Source organism: Methanobrevibacter acididurans (assembly GCF_046197875.1).
Taxonomy (GTDB): Archaea; Methanobacteriota; Methanobacteria; order Methanobacteriales; family Methanobacteriaceae; genus Methanobrevibacter_A; species Methanobrevibacter_A acididurans.
Genome location: NZ_CP166991.1, coordinates 791,807 through 813,105 on the forward strand (window position 1 = coordinate 791,807; position 21,299 = coordinate 813,105).

The following is a 21,299-nucleotide window of genomic DNA, read 5'->3' on the forward strand; positions in this document are numbered from 1 at the left end:
ACTCCCCTTATTAAATATTATCTTTTTTATTTTTTAGTTTCACACCGCAGGTATCACAGTAAATATCATCACTATTGTATGTTTCATTACATATTGGACAGTATTTAGTGTTTAAATCATTTTTTTCTAAGTATTTTTTTAAGTTTATTAATTCTCCACATCCATTTGGGCAGTAATTTACATCTGTACCATTTGGGTATAAGTTTTTACATTTGGAACATATTTTAAAGTCTTCACCATAAATTCTTATGAATGTTTTTAAATCTATTAAATCATTATTATCCTCATTTTCATTGTATAATTTAAAAAAATCTTCTCCCTGTAAATTTACCTTGAATTTGTTTAAATATTCTGGATCTTTTAAATTAATTAAGTATTCATAATTTACTGTATCGGTTTGGATTAATTCTATTTTCGTATCTGTTTTGTTTGGTAGGTTTGATTTGATTTCAGATTTGAGAAGATTATATATTCCTTTATAATCGTTAAATTGATCATGACTTATTTTTAAATCTTCATATGTGAATTTGTAATAGTTTTCTAAAACATGTATAGTATATTCTAATTTTTTAAAATTGTTTATGAATTGTTCTTTATCTTTTAAGGTTTTTAATTTGAAAATATCCTCAGGTTTTAAAATAAGTTCTTTTAATTCCATTATAATCTTATTACAAGTTTTAATGTATTCATTGTAAGGTTTTAATTGTTTATCATCTTTATGTTTATTATTATAATATTTTAAGGATTTATCTACAGTTTCTTTAATATTATTAAAAAAGATTAAGTTTCCATATTTTTTATTTTCACTTATTTGATTAATAAAGGATATTAAATCTTGTACTTCTTCACAGTTTAAATCTGTATCAGCATAGATTGTATTGTTTAATGAGTTTTTACATTGTTTTAGACTATAATTAGTATTATAATATTCATTATCTTTTATACATGTTTTATCAGTTATTAATAAATCTATTTTGCCTTGTCTTAGTTTTTCAAATAAGTCTTCTTCATAAATCTTTCTCACATTATCTATTGTAGTATGTTTTTTTGAATCTATTTTAGTTTTATATTTCTTATTATAATCTTTTAAGTATTCTTCATAATAATCTCTGAAGTGTTTATTATTCACTAAACTATCATTATTTTTAAATTTTAATAAAGTTGCAATATTTAAATCTGTTTTTTTTAATCTAGAATAATATTTAGGTATTAAAGTATTATTATCTAAAATTAGGATACTATTGAATTTCTTATTAAAGGTTTTATCTTTATAATCTTTAAGTATTAATTTACAAATTTCATTAATTCTTTCACTAGATCCATAATCAGAACCTGAATCATAATAATCTATTACTATATTTAAGAGATTATGATCTTTTAATGCATCTGTTAATAAGTAAGTGTTTAGAAGATTATTGAATATACTTTTACTTGTTATTTCATGATTATTATTCTTATTGAAATAAGGAGTACCTGTAAATCCATAGAATAAACTATTCTTAAAGAAATCCATTAAGATTTTAGGATTATTCTTAAAATTTATCCAATTTATTTCATTATAAATAAAAATGAATTCCTCATCAATTAAGTACTGATTATCATCATTTTGAATTGCATTGTATACAGTTTTAGGTGTAGTGATAATCAAGTTTTCATCTTTTTTTAATTTATTTAGGAATGTTTTAGTATTATTTGCAATTTTATTGCCTGGATATTTATTTAAATTATTTAAATTTGTTAAAAATACAAGTTTTTTATCTTTAAAATCAGAGGATAATAATTCTGCTAACTTATATGAGGTTAAACTTTTACCTGCACCATAAGTATACCATATATATCCATTCTTTCCTTTTCTGATTTGATTATAAACCTTATTAATTGATTTTATTTGATAAGGTCTAAGAGCATATAATTTACTTTTCTTTTTATCACATATTATGTATTTATTTAGAAAATTTGTAAGGTTATCATGGTTTAAAAATGATTTTATGAAACTCTTTAAAGAACTGATTAAATTGTCCTGTTCATCCATCCAGTAAATTGTTTTATTAAAATTAAAATCTTTAATATTTCCATTTGAAAAATATTTAGTACTTGCACCATTACTAATTATGAAAACTTGGATATAATCAAAAAGATCATTATAAGATTGAATTTTATATCTTTCTATTTGATTAAAAGCTTCTATAATGGGTTCTCCTCTTTTTTTTAATTCTATTTGAACTAATGGTAAACCATTAATTAGTATAGTGATATCATAACGATTATTATACTTTTTCTTCATTTTTATTTGATTACTTATTTGGAAAATATTCTGAGTATAATCTGTACTAATGAAGTTTATTTTCTTATTAGAATTAATTGTATAAGTTTCGTGTAATTTAATATACTTTTCAAAAATAGAACCTTTATTAATATAGGTTAATACTTCTTTAAATTCAGATTTACTTATTTTAGTATGATTGAATTTTTCTAATTGTTTTTTAAAATTAGTTTTCAAGTCTTTAATAGTGTTAATATTAATAAATTCATAATTTAACTTAGTTAATTCTTGAATTGATTTATCTTCTAAATCTTTTTCTGTTTCAAAATTCATAAAAAACAGTATCCCTTTTAATATAAAAAAAAGTAATAATAAATAAAATATTAAAAAAATTTTTTATGGGTTACATACAGAACATGGAACTTTTCCACCATCTAATGCAGCTTGTCTAGAAGGATATGTGATTTTATTATTTTCACTAATCTTTTTAGCCCATTCACAAGTAACTACATGGAACTTGTTAGATTTTGAGCTGCTTACATAAACATTACTAGATTCAGCATTACTAGTATTACTAGAATCATTACTAACTACAGTATTTGTAGTGTTAGTACTTGTATTATTCACTACAACAGCAGGTGTGTTTGTTGCAGGATTTAATGCGCCTGAAGCTAAAACAATACCAATAATTGCAATTATAACAATTATCCCAATACCAATTAAAATTTTCTTATTATTTCCAGAATCTTTTTGATTATTATTTAGTGGTTGATTACATTTAATACAGTATGCTGCACCTTCACGATTCTCTTTACCACATTTTGGACATTTCACCATTTAATTACTCACCAATAGTTTTTACCATTTTTTTATTTATATTTAAAAAAAAATATAAGTGAAAATTTAAAAAAAATAGTTTAAACCCCCACTTTTATATAATAATATTAGTTATAATTATTAAATATTTATAATTTGTGATTTAATTCTTGAATTAATTTCATTAAATGAATTAAATTATTAAATATTAACCTAAAAATGTGGAGAATCAATACAGAAATTTTATGTGAAATAATTTAATTTAAACCTAATAAAAAAAGATTAAAAGGGGTAATAATAAAATCCCCTTTTTAAAAAAAATTGTTTAATTATTTACTTTTTACAGTTATAGTAGCGTTTGCATTGTTTGATGGTTTGTAAAGTTTATTACCAGGGAATGTAGAAGAGACTGTGTATTTTCCAGGGTATAAATTTATTTCTAATTGGAATTCTCCATCAGTATCTGTGGTTACCCAGTAGATTTTACTTGCACCATCACTTAATCTTGTGAGGTTTAATGGAATCTTTTGACCAATTAATTCTACATCATTTATAGTTTCTAAATCACCGGTTAAATTCTTTGGAGTACCATAAACACCTGTATAGTTTTCAATTGTTAAAACAGTGCTTGTACGATTATCGGTTGGTGTAGGTTCACTTGTTACATTTAGACTTGCTTTTACAGGTCCTGCTGGAGAGTAAGTAATGTTATCTTTACTTGTGAAACCAGGGTAGGTAGCACTAACCCCATATTTTCCTATTGCTAAATTGATTTCTAATTGGAATTCTCCCTCTGTATCAGTTGTAACCACATAGATTTTACTTGCACCATCACTTAATCTTGTGAGGTTTAATGCAATTTTTTGACCTATAATAGGATCTCCATTAAGATTTGTTAGTTTTCCAGTTAAATTTTTACTTGCACCTACAACTTCACTGAAATTATTTATAGTTAAAACTGTTGTAATATTAGTTGATGGAAGTATATTTAATGTAACTGTTGTGTTTTTAGCATTGAAGTTTGGATTATCCATATTATAAGTTGTTATACTGTAATTTCCTGCTTGGAAATCATGACCATAACCTAAAAAGTCATCATCTAGGTATGTACCGTTAATAATGTGCATATCATAGTCTTCTACGATTTTACCATTAGAATCTTGCACTAAATATTTAAATCCTGTTCTATCATTGAATCCATAACTTATATTAACTAATTTTCCAGTTTCATCTATTAAACTTACAGTATATAGTACTTTATCATTTAATTTGGCAATAGTTACATTAAGTTTAGATACTAATGTTACATTCTTTTTAGCTACATTTAAATAAGCATTTGCAGTAACTCCATTATAATAAAAAGTTAAAGTATAAGCTTTAGTACTAGCATTTAAATTTACAGGATTAGTTAAAGTCTTATATGTAGAATAATTAATTATAAATTTACCATTAGTGTCAGTTTTTATTATGTCAACTTGCTGTTTACCTACATAAAGGTATATTTCTTCTTTTGCTAATTTTGTACCATTAATATTTGTTAAAGTTCCACTAAAACTCCAGTCATCCCCATAAATTATATTAGATATATTATTATCTAATGTAATAATAGCTGAAGGAGCTAAATAAATAAATTCTATTAAATTAACATCACTACTTGATAAAACTGCATAGGTATTGGTACTATTATTTCCATAGTATGCTGCAGTATTGTTTGCTATGTTTACTTGTAGGAAATAGTTTTGTCCTGAAACTAATTTATGGTTTGTATCAGTTATAGTGAAAGTTGCATTAAAAGATCCAGTATTGCTTAAAGTTATATTGGTACCATTGATAATTGTTTTACCTTCATCAACTGGTGTTCCTTGTTTATCCATATAGATATTATTATCTACACAGATTTTAGGAGAATCAGTGTAATAAGTATTCTTTTTAAATGTTGCATTAAAAGGAGTGCCTTCAGGTATGTGAGTTGTTGCTTCATCAGTTGTTAGATTACCTGCAATAACTAGATTTGTGGAATTACTGATAATAGTGCCAGTGTCAATATCTGAATTAACTGAACCATCACTACCTGTAACTGGAATTTCTGCTGCAGATACAGCTCCAATAGCAACAATCATAACGGTTAAGAGTATTAGGATTGCTGATATCTTTTGAATGTTTCTTTTAAACATTTTATTTGTCACCTCAAAAAAAAAATTTTTATAATTCATAATTTTATTGAAACATGACCATTTTTTTATCAAATTATTCATGTTATATTTAAAAAATTATCATGTTAATCCTAAATATTATACTTATACTATAAACATTTTTATATTTTCTTGGATTTTTAGAAAATGTTTAATTTTTTTATTTTATTTTTTTGAAGGGGTGAGGAATTTTGGTTTTTCTATACTTTTTATGTCGTTATACCAATGTATAAAGAATCAAATAAATCTCTAATTTGACTATCTTTCCATACAAAAGGTCTTTGAAGATCAGGTAAAGAATAATCTCCAGAATTTATATTAGATACCAAGTGAGAGATACTTAATTGAGTAATACTAAAAACATTATCACTACTTTTCATAAAACACATTCCCTTAACATTTTTTTATATTAATAATTATTAGGTGAAACTATTAAATAAATTTTCATAAAACTTTTAAGAAAAATTCACGAATTAATGAAGATCCATATTGAAAATATATATTATAAATTAAAAAGAATTAAGAAAAAAAACTGTTTTTTTATAATAGAATATACATAAATATTTTTATGCAAAAGACTATTTATAATAAAAATATTTTAACAGGTAGGCCTTTTTTGAAATGGGCTGGAGGTAAGAAACAGTTACTTCCTGAAATTGTTAAAAGATTACCTGAATCTATTCTTGATTCTGGTGAGATTGAATATTACTTTGAACCTTTTGTTGGTGCAGGTGCTGTATTTTTTTATTTAATGTGTAATTTTAATATTAAGAATGCTTATATTTCTGATATTAATAAAGAATTAATTCTTGTTTATAATGTTATCCAAAAAGATCCAGAAAAACTTATTTCAATATTACATGAATTAGAAGATGAATTTCTTAAATTAGATACTCCTAACCGTAAAAAGTATTATTTGAATCTTAGAAGTGAATTTAATAAGCAATTAGAAACATTTGATTTTAATAATTATAATGATGAGAATATTTTAAGAGCTTCTAAAACTATTTTCATGAATAAAACTGGTTTTAATGGATTATTCAGGTTAAATAGGAAAGGGGAATTTAATGTTCCTTTTGGGAAATATAAGAATCCTACTATTTGTGATGAAGAAAACATTATAAACGATCATAATATTTTAAAAAATGTGAATATTAAAAATGCTTCATACCTTGACTGTGAAGAATTAATTAATAATGAATCATTAGTATACTTAGATCCACCTTACCGGCCTTTAAACAAGTCTAGCAGTTTTACAAATTATACGGGTAATGAATTTAAGGATAAAGAACAAATTGAATTAAGTGAATTTTATAAAAGAATAAATAAAAAAGATGCTAAAATAATTTTAAGCAATAGTGATCCAAAAAATACTGATAGTGAGGATAATTTTTTTGATGATTTATATTCTGATTTCAATATTGAAAGAGTTAATGCTAAAAGAAGTATTAATAGTAATGCAAAAAAAAGAGGAACTATTACTGAATTATTAATAAAAAATTACTAAAAATTATAAAAAAGGGGGATTATTTTTAAAATGGTTAAATTTAATGAATTAAATTACAGTAGCTTAAATGAATATTATGGAGATTTTTACAAAACACTCCTACCAACTAATCATACTTTTAATTTCTTTGTAAATTGGGATAAAGTATTCACTAAAGTTAAAAAGAATGTAGTGGAAATCAATATATTAAATAGTTTAAATAAAGTTCCAGAAGATGAAATTGAATCTCAATTTAAACGCATATTAAAGAAATATCCAGAAGTTGTACCAATTATACCATCAATACTTGCAATCCGTTATGAAAAGAAACACCCAAATGAAGTTGATATTTTTGATGAATCTTTTAAAGTATATAATTTCCATAAACGAAAATTTAATCCAACAGACATAATACACTTCTGTAGGGAAACTGGTTTATTGAAACTGTTTGCTGAAATTGATGATTTATACACTTATTTAATTGGAACAGAAGTAGGTTTAGATACTAATGCACGGAAAAATCGTAGTGGAACATCATTTGAAACAATAATGGAGAAGATGTTGAAAAAAGAAATTAAAAACTTTAAAGGTTACAATGTAGAAGCCCAAACATATATTCATGGAATACATAGAACTAAGGTAGCAGATTTTATTATAAGTAAAGATGGAATCCAAAAAATTGCAATAGAATGTAATTTTTATAACAGCACAGGAAGTAAACCTATTGAAGTAGCTAACTCCTATGTACCCTTAGAAAATGAAATAAAAAATAATAATATGATGTTTATATGGGTAACTGATGGTCAAGGATGGAAGAAAATGAAAAACACTTTAAAAGAAGTATCTCCAAAAATAGATTATTTAGTTAATTATAATATGTTAAAAAATAATTTAAAACATATCCTTAAAGAGATATAAAAGAAATATTATATTACAAAATTATTATTGATTATGAAGGTGAAGTGTATCCTGCATGATAAAAAAAATTTAATTGATTATTTTATTTTAAATTTTATTTTTTTGATTCTAATTTTCTGTTTTTATAGGTTAATTTTTCTATTTCATCTGATTTCTTTTTAAGTTCACGTTCTAAATCTATTTTTTCTATTTTTAGACTTATGAATTCTTCTTTAACATCGGTTAAGTTATCTAGATTCCTATATTCTTCTAATTTTTTTTCTAAGTTATTGTTTTTATTTTTTAAATCAGTATTGTCAATTAAATTTTTTTTGTAATTTTCATTATCTTCTTCTAAGTTTTTAATTTTATTTTTTAAATCAGTATTATCTATTAAATTTTTTTTGTAATTTTCATTATCTTCTTCTAAGTTTTTAATTTTATTTTTTAAATCTTGTTTATGATGTCCTTTTCCTTTTTCTAGGTTATTGATTTTATTTTCTAATTTTTTAGACTCTGAACTTAACTCTTTAATTTTATTATTATATTCTCTGGAGGAGTTTTTATATTCTTCAAATAATTTATTAATTTTGGTTTTGTAGAAACCCTTTATTTTTTTTCTAATTTTTTTTCAATTGAAATTGTACCTTGATGTTTTTGTTTTTTCGATTTCTTTTAATTTAGTTTTAAGAAGTTTTAAGAAGGTTTCAAGTCTTTACACTTGAAATAGTACCTATGATATTTAAAATAAGTAAAGAATAAGTATTAATATTAAAATGGAGAATAAATATTAATATGACAAATAAAAACATCCATTCTCCAAGTAATTATTTGTTTTCTAAGCAATTATAATCTTTCGGATTTTAACTTTGAAAAACCTTACAAAAAATTTTATAAAAAGACATTTAAAAAATCATAATGAAGATTTAACAAATAATCAACTGTTAAAATATCATTGAAACCACATTTATACTATGCAAAAATAAGTTTAAATACTTATTCTAATTATTTTAGCAATCATTTTATACACACAACCATGTTTTATTCACTATTTTAGCACTTAAAATTTATACTAAAAGCACATATCGTGAATATAACTCAATTTTTACAATTATCTGACCAATATAATTAAATATTTACGGATAAAAAAGGTCCCACATTACACTACAATCCAAAAATTTTTCCAAAAACTACCATCTGGTACTTTAAGAAAAATCAACCAAATTAATATTATCTCAACATGATATAAGTGGAGAAATAATAGCCCTTGATGGATCATGGATTCACCAACGATTATGCTGACAAATATTATGCAATAATACGAGCCAAAGAAACGAAAAAGCTATGTTAAAAACCATATCGCAATAGACATAAAAACTCGTTTAATCCTCAATTATGCAACTCAAAGAGGACCTAGAAGTGACACCAAGTTCGCAATCAATTCCATAAGACAAACAAAAAAATATCACCCCCTCATTACATATTAGCAGACATGAGCATACGACACAGAACCCCATAAGAAAATGTATAAACGAATACACTGGAGCTTTTGACCAAATACCAATTAAAACTAGAGCCAAAAAAGGACATTACAGACTTAACAGCATATCCATCTTCAGACCCAAAATATACAGTCTAAGAAGCAATGTAGAAGGAGTATTCAGCGTAATCAAAAGACTATTTAACGGAACAAACCGAAGCCGAACACTAAAACTATCAAACAAAGAAACAAAACTCAAAAACCTAATCTACAACATCCACAGATCAACACAACTACCAAAAAAATAGGGTTTCTACAAAGCCAAAGAAAAATAAAAAAATAATAAAATTTTTATCTTAAACAACCAATAGGTAAAATTTTAATACCATCACTATGAGTATATGCAAATTCACCACCAGTAATAATAGCTAAAAATTTAGGTTGACGCATATTCCTCTCATTAATTAAACTCTTTAATTTAAGTAAATTTTTAGAAGCCTTTTCAATCTCATTACTACCTAACTTAAATTCAATTAAAGCATAATCACCATTTTTTAAATGTAAAATACAATCAGATTCTAAACCATACCTATCATGATAATAAGAAACTCTACCCCCATTACTATGAGTATAAACACTTAAATCTCTAATACATAAGTTTTCAAAAATAAAACCAAAAGTATTCAAATCTTGAATTAAACTCTCAGGACTTAAATCTAATGCAGCAACAGCAATAGATGGATCAATGAATTCTTTTTTATGACTAGTTCTAATTGCAGTAGAAGATCGAATATTAGGTGACCACGCAGGAATATCTCTTATAACATATAATCTTTTTAATGCATCAATATAAGAATAATAAGTAGGTTTACTAATATCTTCATAATTAGCATTAATATCTTTTAATATTGTTGAATTTTTAGCTAGTGTAGAAATGTTACGTGCATATGATTCCAATATAATCCTAACTTTATTAGGATCACTTTTAACACCATTAACTTTAGAAACATCACTTTCACAAATATTGGTAAGATAAGATGATACAACAAATAATTGACCTTCTCTTGTTTTTAAGTTTAAACTTTCTGGCCATCCCCCACGGCAAGAAGCATAAATTAAATCTTCAATTGATAAATTTGATTTAATACCTTCAATATTTAAATCAGGATCTTTAAATAAATCTATTATTGAGATTTTTCCATTAGATTCATTACTTTCAAATAATGTCATTGGCCTCATAAGAAGCCTATGAATCCTTCCAGTACCGGAGTGATAAATTTCTGATTCATCAACACTTGTAGAACCTGTTAAAATGTATAATCCCTGTTCATGTAAATTATCTACACTATTTCTAACTGCATCCCATAAAACAGGTGCCATTTGCCATTCATCAATCAATCTTGGTTTTTCACCTTCTAGTAATAATGATGGTTTAATTTCTGCCATTTTTAAATAGTTTTTAGTTTTATCGGGATCTTGTAATTTAAGTATACTATTTGAATGTTGCTCTGCAGTTGTAGTTTTTCCACACCATTTAGGACCAATTATAAGGATTGCACCTATCATTTCTAAATATTTATCAATTTCTTCATCAATTAACCTTTTTAAATATTTATTCTCCATTTTTATCACTAATTAGAACTTATTAAGTAATATTTTTTTATCTTAATTATATTATACTTTACTACTTTGTGGTAATATACTTAACCATTTTGTGATATTTTATTTAACTACTTTGTGATAAAATTAGAATCTAGCTAGAGTATAAATTTAAATAATATATAAATAATGATTGTGGAATTTAAATTTTTCAATGCATAAGACTTAAATTTTTAAAAAGAGTAATTTAATATTTAAATAATTTAAAAAAATGGAATTATAGGGTTTATTTTAAACCCCATAGAATTTATTATTTATTTTTCTGTTATACTATTTATTATATAATTTACTGGGTTTCCTGGTTGGGTTGCATCCCAATTAGCATTTACATTGTCTTGTACTATAACAAATATTTCAACATTTTTATTTTTTACTTCTATATTGTATTGGTATGATACTGTGTCTGATCCTGTATCATCTAATTTTATTTCATTTACTGTCCAATTACCTATTTTAATATCTTTTGAACTTGAATGATAACTTGATGGTATTGCTCCAGAATCGTCTCGTATTGTGTACATTGTGTTATTCTTATCTTTAAAAGTCATTCCATGAGTATCTTGTGATTGTGAATCTGTTCTTTGTAAGTCATCTGAATGTTTGAATGTGAAATCTGCAAATTGCGTTTCAGTTACATCTGCTGCATATACACTAGTTAGTACACTGGTTATTAGTATTAGGCTTAGTAATATGATTCCTATTTTGGTTATTTTATTGCTCATCTATTTTTTCACCATTTGATTTTTATAGAATATATAAATTTTTAGGTACTAATTCTTTAAAAAAATAAATAAGAAATTAGTGTAGTTATATCTATGTTTTATAGATTAAATACTTTACTATAAACAGTTCAAAAAATTAATAAATAATTATATAAACATTTAAACTTAAATTAATAAATTAAACTGTTGATATAAAATTAATTTATAAAAAAAGAAATATAAATTGAATTATTCTTAAGTAGTATTAGAATATTTTAAGTTTTTGATTAAAATCATGTATTTATATAAGTTGATGTATATGTACTTATACTATTTTAGTATTTTCTCACTTTTTTATAGGATCCTCCTCATATTTTTTGGATATTTAATTATTAAATCTTTGGTAAATAGTTTCATCTTATTAAAACTATTTTATATTATTACTTTATTTGTTACTATTAATACCATATTAATAATATTATTTATTTTATTAAAAGTATTATCTTAATATTAGTATTATTTATTTTATTAAAAGTATTATTATAATAGTAGTAATACTTTTTATATTAAAATTATTACTTATTTAGTGGAGAAGTAATAGGGTGTATAAATTAAAAAATAATACTATTAGTATAATAAGTATTAATTTTTTGGATCTTATTAATTTTTAATACATACATTAAATTTTTAAGAAATCTAGTAAAATTAATACTAATAAGTTTTAAAGTATTATTTTTAAGGAGTAATCCTTTTTAGATATTTTGTATTACTAAAAATTCACTTTAAAATTAGTAATATTTTTTAAGTTAATAGTATTATTTTATAAAAGTAATACTTTTAAAATTAAGAATATTACTTTAAGAATTATAATACTTTTAATCAATTTAGTATTAATTAAAAAAGTAATATTTAATTCAAATTTTGTATTAAAGTAGTTCCTAGATACTAAAACAATACTTTAGTAAAAATGTTTATAAAATAGCAAACAATAAATTAGAGTTAAAATCTATAAAATTGGAGAAAATACTAAAAATAAGTAAGTACATATACATTAACTTAATGAAAAACACTAATTTAAGAAAAAAATTTAAAAATAAAAAAAATAAAAGATTAAAAAATACACTTAACTAGTAACAGTTATAGTAGTACTTGCACTAGAAGGTTCATATTGACTAGTACCAGAATAACTACATTCTGCACGATAATTTCCAGCATATAAATTAATCTCTAACTGATACTCACCATTAACATCAGTACTTGCCCAATAAACTTTACTTTGACCATTACTATTAGAAAGCTTAATAGCAATATGCTGACCAATTAAAGGAGATCCAGCATAATTAGTTAAAACTCCAGTAAAGTTCATATTAGCACCATAAGGTTCAACAAACTTATTAGCAACTAAAACAGTAGAGTTTTCAGATTTAGTAACAACAATATTCTTAACACCAGTACTTACACTTTGATAAATATTAGCTCCATCAAAAGATGCTTGAGCAGTATATTCACCAGGATATAAGTTAATTTCTAATTGATACTCCCCTTTATTATCAGTACTTGCCCAATAAACTTTACTTTGACCATTACTATTTGAAAGTTTAATAGCAATATGCTGACCAATGATTGGATTATTAAAAGCATCAACTAACTTTCCAGTTAAATTAGCTGCAACACCATAAACTTTAACTAAATCATTACATGTTAAAGTACATGAATTATTAACAAGTATAGTACTATTAATTGTTGTAGATTCAGAACCTGTACTGTAAGTAACAGTTATATTATTTAATCCATTAGTTTCAGGTAATAATATATTAACATTTGCGATTCCATTAGTCACATTAGAAGTATAATCTTTACCATCAACAGTTATTGTAACAGTTCCCGTATTCGGTAAATTACCATAAATATCAGACACATTTACTTCTACAGTAGTACTAGCTTTAGGAATACCAGTAATGCTTGGAACACTTATAGCATAATTATTAATGGGTAATGTGAAAGCTTTTAAACAAGCTACTTGGCCTGCTTTATATGAGTGTCCTGGTACTACATCAATATATTCTGCAAGATCATACCATGTTTTACCATCATAACTGAAATAACTTACACCAGAAATAATAGGTGTAATAGTGGTTTCATTTTCTTGGATTGGAATATTAGCTGAACTACTATTAGTTCTAATATTTAAATCAATTGCAAAGTTATCTCCTTCATTTAAAAAGATATCAGTATTTAAAGCAATAGTATGATATCCTTGTAGGCTGTAACCTGTTTGAGTATATACTAATTCATCATTTACATAAATGTAAGCTGTATAATCTGTATTTTCATTAAAATATGTACTGAAAGCTTTAAGATTATCATTTCCAGTACTATTATAATTTACACTATACCAAACATTATTAGTTCCAGTTACTAACCAATCTGTCATCATTACATAGTCATATTGGTAATTTTTATAATATTTATTAGTATTATTCAATACAAAAGTGAAACTATTAGTTTTACCTACTTGAGCAAACATAGTATCATAATAAGACACATAGAAGTATCCACCATCACCCCAACTGGTTCCCCAACTATTTTTAACTATAAATGCACCATCACCTGAAGGAGTGTTTCTAAAATTATATCTACTATAATTATCATCCCAACCTAAAATACATACTGCATGATTAGCTGAAGAGCTTCCAGTATAATAGTAAGTATTATGGTATAAAATTGATTCATCCATGTAAATTGAAGCCGCAACTGCCCCATAATTTAGTATAGCAGATTTTATAGCATTATTATCAGTGTAACTTGTACGTGTGAATGTTAAAATATCTTGAATATTGAAGATATTATTTAGAACACTAGAAACAGTAGTATAATCATTATAAGTTTCTGTTGATTCATTAATAGGTCCTAACCAACTAGCTAGATATCCATAAGCCATTTCAAAAGTTCCACCACTATTTGGAACATTATTATTGTATTCATAAATACTGTAAAGTGCCATTAAATTTTTCATATTAGATTCAGATAAGTCATAACTTGAATTAGTAGCTTTTAATAAACAAGATTCTAATGCAGCGTAAGTTGCAAAAGCCCAACAACTACCACTAGTTAATTGATTTTTAACAGAAGTAACTAAGTCATAATTTCTTAAATCATAAGAATCAGGTAATGTTCCATTGAATAATGTGTAATTTGCACTAATTGTTTGACTTACATTATTTGAAATGCTTACTATAGGACTGTCAGAATTGTAGAAATCAGCACCATAAACTGCTATATTTCCAGTATATTCATTATTTAAATCAGTATAATCATTATTTAAGAATGAAAAGACTGCTCCACCATAGACTGCAGTGCTATTTTCAAATTTGTTTTTTTCTAATTTTAAACTAGAGGCATTAATTACATAGAGTGCTCCACCATAAATAGCAACATTTGATAGGAAGTTAGTTTGGTATATGTTTAAATTAGAGTAAATATTGTAAATTGCACCACCATAATGGTATGCAGAATTACCTATGAAATTACAGTTTTCAATGTTTAAAGTATTGTTTAATTGAGCTATACCTCCACCTATTTGAGCCACACAATCAGTGAAATTAGTATTGCTTAAACTAATACCTGTTTTTATACTATAAATTCCACCACCAGTACTGTTTATGGAAACACAAGCATTGAAATTAGAGTCATCTATAATAAGATTACTGTTTTCAATTCCTATAGCTCCTCCCATTAAGGTAGATCCAGAATCATTAAAAATAGTACTTACTATTTGCATTGAACCTTCATTAAGGTATATACTTCCACCATAAGTTGCTACATTACCATTGAAATTAGAATTTTCTATTATAATCTTATTGTTTCTGATTCCATATATTGCTCCTCCCCATTTTGCAGAATTATCTGTGAAAGTTACATTATATAGTTCTAAGTTAGCATTACTGTTTAAAAAAATACTTCCTCCATTACTATAAGAATAACAATCATTTATGATTAAATTTTTCAAAATTAAAGTTGCATGGTTAACATTGAAAGTTCTGACGGAATTTAAACCATTTATTGTGTATCCGTTACCTTCGATTGTAACAGTTCTTCCAACACTTATACCATTAGTATAATAATTAATTTCATTATTACTTACTGTAATATTGCTAGTTAGGTAGACTATACTATTTTGGTTTATAGCATTACTTAAATCAGTGAATGTACTTATACTGGAACCAATATTTGTATTTGAGTTATTATTAGAACTTATTGTACTTGTATTTTCACTATTTGTTGATAATAATGTTGTATTATCATTATTACTTATTGCTTGAGTTTCAGAGTTTAGATTTATACTTGTTTGATTATTTGTAGTATTATTTATGTCTGCTGCTGATACTGTGCTTATACAAATTAAGCTGAATAAGATTAATGTAATAAGTATTGTTAACGTTTTATTTTTAGTATTCATTAATTTTTTTCCCTCCTTTTAGCATTTAACAATGTATTATTTTTTTGATTAAATTGTAAAAATTTTTTTAATCATTTATTGTATAAGTTTCTATTATTATTTATTTTTTACTATAAGATTTCCGCTTCTATTCAAGATTTTAAACATTTTAATTAAATTTTTTCATTAATTTTAGGGTTTAAATATTTTTTTTAATAATTTTGGATGTGGTTTTGTTTTATTTTTTGTTTCATGTGTTCATGGTCTGTGTGAATGTATTTGTCTGTGGTTTGACTGTTACTGTGTCCTGCTATAGTTTGTACTTCTGCTACTGTTAATATTTCTGCGTAGTGGCTTAGTGCTGTGTGTCTTAGGATGTGTACGCTTACATTTTTATAGTAATTTATTGGGCAGTCTATATTGTTTTTTTCTATTTGTTCATCTGTTAGTCGTGCATATTTTTTGACTATTTCTTGTACTGCTCTTTTCCCTATTCTTTTGTTGGAGTGATTTGTGAATAGTTCTTCTCTTGTTTTTTCTTGTTCTGCTTTGTTTCTTTGTATTATTTTGTGTTTTTTTCCTTTTTTGTTTTTTCTAAGTTTGCTTATTCTTTCAAAGATCATTTCGTTTATGTTTATTAAGGTGTCGTAGGTTATGAATGTTGTACGGTCTTTGTTTTCTCCTTTTGTTGTTTCTGCTCTTAGGTGTACTTCTATTATTTCGTTTCGATCTTCTGGTAGTGTGTATAATCCTTTGTTATTGAGTGGGGCTTGTATGTCTGTTTTGTTTAGGTTTACTAGTTCTTTTAATCGTATTCCTGAGTCTAAGAATGTTTTTACTATGGAGTAATCTCTTTTGTTTCCAGTTTCTTCGATTGTTCGGAGGTATAGTCTGGTTTGTTTTCGTGTGAGGCTTATTTTTTCGATTCTTTTTTTTGCTGTTTCTGGATCTTCGGTTTTAACTTCTATTATGTCTTTCATTTTTATGGGTTCGTGTTGTATTTCTTCTTGGACTTCTTCGGAGTTTATGAATTCTAGTATGTTCATCATGTAGGTTTTGACGGTTGTTCTTTTGTTTTTTCGTGTTTTTAGGCAGTGTCGTCTGTAGTGTTTGATTTGTTTTTTGACGTTTTTTGTGTTTAGTTCTGTTATTTGGTTTTGTTGGAGGTATTTTATGAATTGGTTGATGTTGAAGGTTTGTTTTTTTGTTGTTTCTGTGGTGAGGTTTTTTATTTCGGTTTTTTCTTCTATGTAGTCTTGGAGGTATTCTGGTAGGTTTTGTGTTTTTATCATGTTTTTCCCTTTTTGTAGGTTTTCGTATATTATTATATAAAATATACGTTCTCTTTATATATAAATTTTAATGTTGAAACCCCAAAATACGAAAATACAAAAACGATACAAGTACATATACCTCAACTCATAAAAATATACAAGTTTCTTAAAAAATAGAAATTTATGAAAAAAATCAGAGCATGGAAAATATTTAAAAAATTTATACAAAACCAAATAAGTATTAAAACAAAAATAAAAAATAAACATCCCAAAAAAAAGGATTAAATATTAAATTCAATCAAATAAGATGTACCCTCAGAAGGCAATAAAAATATAGAACCTTCAATCTGTTTAATTAAACTTTTCATAATTAAAAAACCAAAATCCTTAGGATCATCAAAATCAACATCTTCAGGTAACCCAATACCATTATCCCCAATAATTAATTTAATAATATCCCCATTAGTTTTTAAACTAATATTAATAATACCAGATTGATTATTAGGAAAAGCATAATTTAAACTATTATTTAAAATTTCAGAAATAATTAAACTTAAAGGAATAGCATTATCCATACTAACCTTAATATTATCTAAATTTAAATCCAAATCAATATCAAGATTATCATTATTTGCAAGTAAAAATCTTGCTTGCTCTTCAATATAATCTTTTAAATTAATATGAGCATAATCCTCAGATTGATAAAGTTTTTTATGGACAATAGCCATAGTATTAATACGATTCTTTGTAGATTCTAAAGTTTCTTGAGGAGAATCAGGTTTATAACGCATATTCAAATTTAATAAACTTAAAATGATTTGTAAATTATTTTTAACACGATGATGAACTTCTTTTAAAAGAACTTCTTTTTCCTGTAATAAATTTGTAAGCTGTTGAGTTTCCTTAATATTTTCACTAATATCCTGAATATACCCTACACTATTAATTAATTGCCCCTCATCATCTGATTGACAATCAATATAAATTTCAACATCTTTAATATCCCCATGGGATGTTTGAATTTGAGTCTTAAAAAGAACACTATTACTATTTATAATAGAATCAAAAATTATTTTACTAGTTCTTTCCCTGTCATCTTTAACAATAAAAGAGCGAATAATATCATTAGTTAAATCTAAATTTTCCTTCTTTTCCCCTATAATATTAAAGAATTCATCACTCCACTCATAACCGTTCTTATAATCCCAATAAACATACGCAATTTTACTAATATTTGAAACTAAATCTAAAGTACTCAATAATTTCTCAGCTTTAATCTGATGATTAACACCTTCAGTAATATCAAATGCATAAAAAAGTACTGCAGGCCCACCATTAAAACTGGAAGGTTGCATTGTAGCTTTAGCATAAACTGTACTACCATCTTTATGTTTAATGGTTAAAACATCAGTATAATTAAAAAGTTCCTTATTAAGTAATTTAGAATAAACTTCATCAAATTCATAAGGGGAAGATTTATTTTTAAAACGTGGATTATTGAAAAAATAATCATTACCTAATAATTCTTCTGGTTTATAACCTGTAATTTTCTCATTAGCTTTATTAGCAGCTACAATTTTTTTATTCTGAATAATCATTAAAGGATCAGGTGCATTATATAATAATCTCACATCATTTTCATCCATAAATTTAGTTTTTGAATTAGATTTAGTCTTAAAAATACAATAAATCTTATTATTATATTTAAAGATTTTTTGCCTAGATGATGCAATTAATGAATCTTCCACATAATATAAAATTTTTAAATTTCTGGTTTTACCAGTTACATAAACTTCATCTAATATTTTCTTAAACCCTAAAATATCCATTATGGGAAATGTTTTTAAATAAGATTTATTAAATAAATCAATATCTTTAGTTACCCCATCAAAATCATTATAATTAAAATTAGCATACTGCATAATATAATCATTTTTATATGGAATTAAAATACTAATTTTATCATTTAAGTTATCAAAAAGTTCACTATCATTATAAGGTTTTAAATCTTTAATAACAGGTAAACTAGGTATAAATAAGTAATTTTCATCAATTTCTTTATTTAGAATAACATTATTCTCTTCATCGAATAATTGGCATTTTCCCTTCATATTAAAAAGCACCTAAAAAAATAAGCATTTTCCATTTTTTACAAACAATAGTGTAGAGTTTAAACTTAAATTAAATCAGATATCATTAAACAGTCATATCTTTAATAAAAATATGAGTTTTAGTTTGTTTAATTCTTAAATTCTTTTTATGTATTAAAAATATATTTTATATTATTATGTATTTAAACATATAAATATATATTCTTTTTCATTTTTTTATTTAAAAAAAAAATACATTTTTTAATAGAAAAACTTTAATTTAAATAAAAATTAAATTATAAGTAAATGGAGTACTTGATATAATGGCAGATTTAGAAGAAATAATAAAAACAAGAAGAAGCATACGAGAATATTCAAACCAAAAAGTAGAAGATGAAAAAGTAGAAAAAATATTAAAAGCAGGAATGCAAGCTCCAGGAAGCAGACTAGGAGCAGAACCCTGGGAATTTATAGTAGTTAAGAATAAAGATACCCTAAAAGCAATTGGAGAAACATGTCCAAGAGTTACAAATTCACAAGTAGCAATAGTATTAATAGCAAATATAGAACGAGCATTCTATAAAAAGCATTGGCAACAAGATATGAGTGCGGCAGCAGAAAACATGTTACTGGAAGCATGTAACCTAAACTTAGGCGGACTATGGAATGGAGTAGCACCAACTGATGAAAAAATGGAAAAAATAAGAGAACTTTTCAATTTAAATGAAAACATAAAACCATTCTGTATAATATCCTTAGGCTACCCTGCAGACGGATTAGAAAATAAATTCATGGACAAATATGATGAAACAAGAATACACTATGAAAAATACTGAAAAAAATAATTACGATTTCACAACAGTGATTAATAGAGATAATACTAATTCATTAAAATGGGATCCAATAGAATCTGAACTTCCAATGTGGGTAGCTGATATGGACTTTAAAACTGCCTCTGAAATACAAGAATCCCTAAAAAAAAGAATAAACCACCCTATTTATGGATACACAACAGTCCCTAATGAATTATATGAATCTTATATTCAATGGTGGGAGGATAATTATCATATTAAAATGAAAAAAGAAGAATTATTATATGCAAGAGGAGTAATGCCTTCAATAATAAGTATAATACGGAAATTAACTAAACCCCTTGATAATATTGTAATTCAAACACCTGTATACAATGCATTCTTTAATGTAATATTAAATAATAATCGAAAAGTTTTAGAAAACAAATTAACTTATAAAAATTACGAATACAGTATAAATTTTAAAGATTTAGAAAATAAATTAAAAAATCCTAAAACAAGTTTAATGTTACTATGTAACCCCCACAACCCAATTGGTAAAATTTGGGGGAAAAATGATTTAGAAAAAATTGGATCTTTATGTGAAAAGTACAATGTAATATTAGTATCAGATGAAATTCATTGCGACTTAACATATTCAGGTAAAACTTATACTCCATTTGCATCACTAGCTAGTTCCATAGTAGATAATAGTATTACTTGTATATCTCCTAGTAAAACATTTAATATAGCTGGAATCCAAAGTGCAATGGTATATATTAAAAATAAGGAATTGAATCTGAAAGTAAGTCAACAATTATATGCGGATTTTTCTTCAGAACCTAATATTTTAAGTGTAGAAGCTACAATTACAGCTTATACCCAATGTAGAGAATGGTTAAACCAATTAAAGAATACATTATTAGAAAATAAAATAATTGTGGAGGATTTCTTAAAAAAGGAATTACCTAGTATTAAATTAGTTCCTGTGATGCCACTTACTTATTATGGTTAGATTGCCATGAATTAAACATTAATTCAACTGAATTATCAGATAAAATCCTTAAAAAAAGTGGATTATATCTTTCTCCTGGAATAATTTTTGGTGAAAATGGGGATAAATTCTTAAGAATGAATATAGCTTGTCCAGAACCCCAATTAAAAGATGGATTGAATAGATTGAAAAAAGGTATTTTAGGATAATAATTTTAA

At 24.9% G+C, this 21,299-nt stretch carries 13 protein-coding genes; 4 read left to right on the forward strand and 9 right to left on the reverse strand.

Annotation, left to right across the window (positions count from 1 at the left end):
- Positions 1-10 precede the first annotated feature (10 nt).
- The 4 genes from ACA135_RS04015 to ACA135_RS04030 all read right to left on the reverse strand — a co-directional run bounded on the left by ACA135_RS04015 (position 11) and on the right by ACA135_RS04030 (position 5,651).
- Complete coding sequence (locus ACA135_RS04015; RefSeq protein WP_409199009.1) at positions 11-2,596, reverse strand: type I restriction endonuclease subunit R, EcoR124 family; 2,586 nt, start codon at positions 2,594-2,596, stop codon at positions 11-13.
- A gap of 63 nt (positions 2,597-2,659) precedes the next feature.
- Entirely contained in the window at positions 2,660-3,100 is a 441-nt protein-coding gene (locus ACA135_RS04020; protein ID WP_409199010.1) for a zinc ribbon domain-containing protein, read from the reverse strand.
- Between the two features lie 308 nt (positions 3,101-3,408).
- Positions 3,409-5,253, reverse strand: a complete 1,845-nt coding sequence (locus ACA135_RS04025; protein ID WP_409199011.1) for a carboxypeptidase-like regulatory domain-containing protein — start codon at positions 5,251-5,253, stop codon at positions 3,409-3,411.
- A gap of 227 nt (positions 5,254-5,480) precedes the next feature.
- Entirely contained in the window at positions 5,481-5,651 is a 171-nt protein-coding gene (locus ACA135_RS04030) for a DUF262 domain-containing protein (RefSeq protein ID WP_409199012.1), read from the reverse strand.
- Positions 5,652-5,887: 236 nt separating this feature from the next.
- Between ACA135_RS04030 and ACA135_RS04035 the strand changes: the two genes are divergently transcribed.
- The gene (locus ACA135_RS04035) at positions 5,888-6,778 is read left to right on the forward strand and encodes a DNA adenine methylase (protein WP_409199013.1); all 891 of its coding nucleotides are present in this window, start codon (positions 5,888-5,890) and stop codon (positions 6,776-6,778) included.
- A gap of 30 nt (positions 6,779-6,808) precedes the next feature.
- Positions 6,809-7,675: a type II restriction endonuclease gene (locus ACA135_RS04040; protein ID WP_409199014.1), complete on the forward strand. Its 867-nt coding sequence runs from the start codon at positions 6,809-6,811 to the stop codon at positions 7,673-7,675.
- 1,810 nt (positions 7,676-9,485) lie between these two features.
- On the opposite strand, the gene ACA135_RS04045 is transcribed toward ACA135_RS04040, so the two are convergent.
- The 5 genes from ACA135_RS04045 to ACA135_RS04065 all read right to left on the reverse strand — a co-directional run bounded on the left by ACA135_RS04045 (position 9,486) and on the right by ACA135_RS04065 (position 19,317).
- On the reverse strand, positions 9,486-10,757 hold the full coding sequence (locus ACA135_RS04045; protein WP_409199015.1) for an ATP-binding protein: 1,272 nt from the start codon (positions 10,755-10,757) through the stop codon (positions 9,486-9,488).
- A gap of 290 nt (positions 10,758-11,047) precedes the next feature.
- Positions 11,048-11,515 carry a hypothetical protein gene (locus tag ACA135_RS04050; protein ID WP_409199016.1) on the reverse strand — a complete coding sequence of 156 codons (468 nt, stop codon included), beginning with the start codon at positions 11,513-11,515 and terminating at the stop codon, positions 11,048-11,050.
- Between the two features lie 1,102 nt (positions 11,516-12,617).
- Positions 12,618-15,953 (reverse strand): C1 family peptidase, encoded by a 3,336-nt coding sequence (locus ACA135_RS04055; RefSeq protein ID WP_409199017.1) that lies wholly within the window; start codon positions 15,951-15,953, stop codon positions 12,618-12,620.
- Between the two features lie 191 nt (positions 15,954-16,144).
- Positions 16,145-17,224, reverse strand: coding sequence for a tyrosine-type recombinase/integrase (locus tag ACA135_RS04060; RefSeq protein WP_409199018.1), 1,080 nt, complete (start codon positions 17,222-17,224; stop codon positions 16,145-16,147).
- Positions 17,225-17,487: 263 nt separating this feature from the next.
- Positions 17,488-19,317, reverse strand: coding sequence for a histidine kinase dimerization/phosphoacceptor domain -containing protein (locus tag ACA135_RS04065; protein ID WP_409199019.1), 1,830 nt, complete (start codon positions 19,315-19,317; stop codon positions 17,488-17,490).
- 302 nt (positions 19,318-19,619) lie between these two features.
- On the opposite strand from ACA135_RS04065, the gene ACA135_RS04070 reads away from it, so the two are divergent.
- Together ACA135_RS04070 and ACA135_RS04075 are read left to right on the forward strand one after the other, a co-directional pair.
- Entirely contained in the window at positions 19,620-20,132 is a 513-nt protein-coding gene (locus ACA135_RS04070) for a nitroreductase family protein (protein WP_409199020.1), read from the forward strand.
- A complete protein-coding gene (locus ACA135_RS04075) occupies positions 20,101-21,102 on the forward strand; it encodes a MalY/PatB family protein (protein WP_409199021.1) in 1,002 nt (333 codons plus the stop codon). Before ACA135_RS04070 ends, ACA135_RS04075 begins: the two co-directional genes overlap by 32 nt.
- Positions 21,103-21,299: the final 197 nt, after the last annotated feature.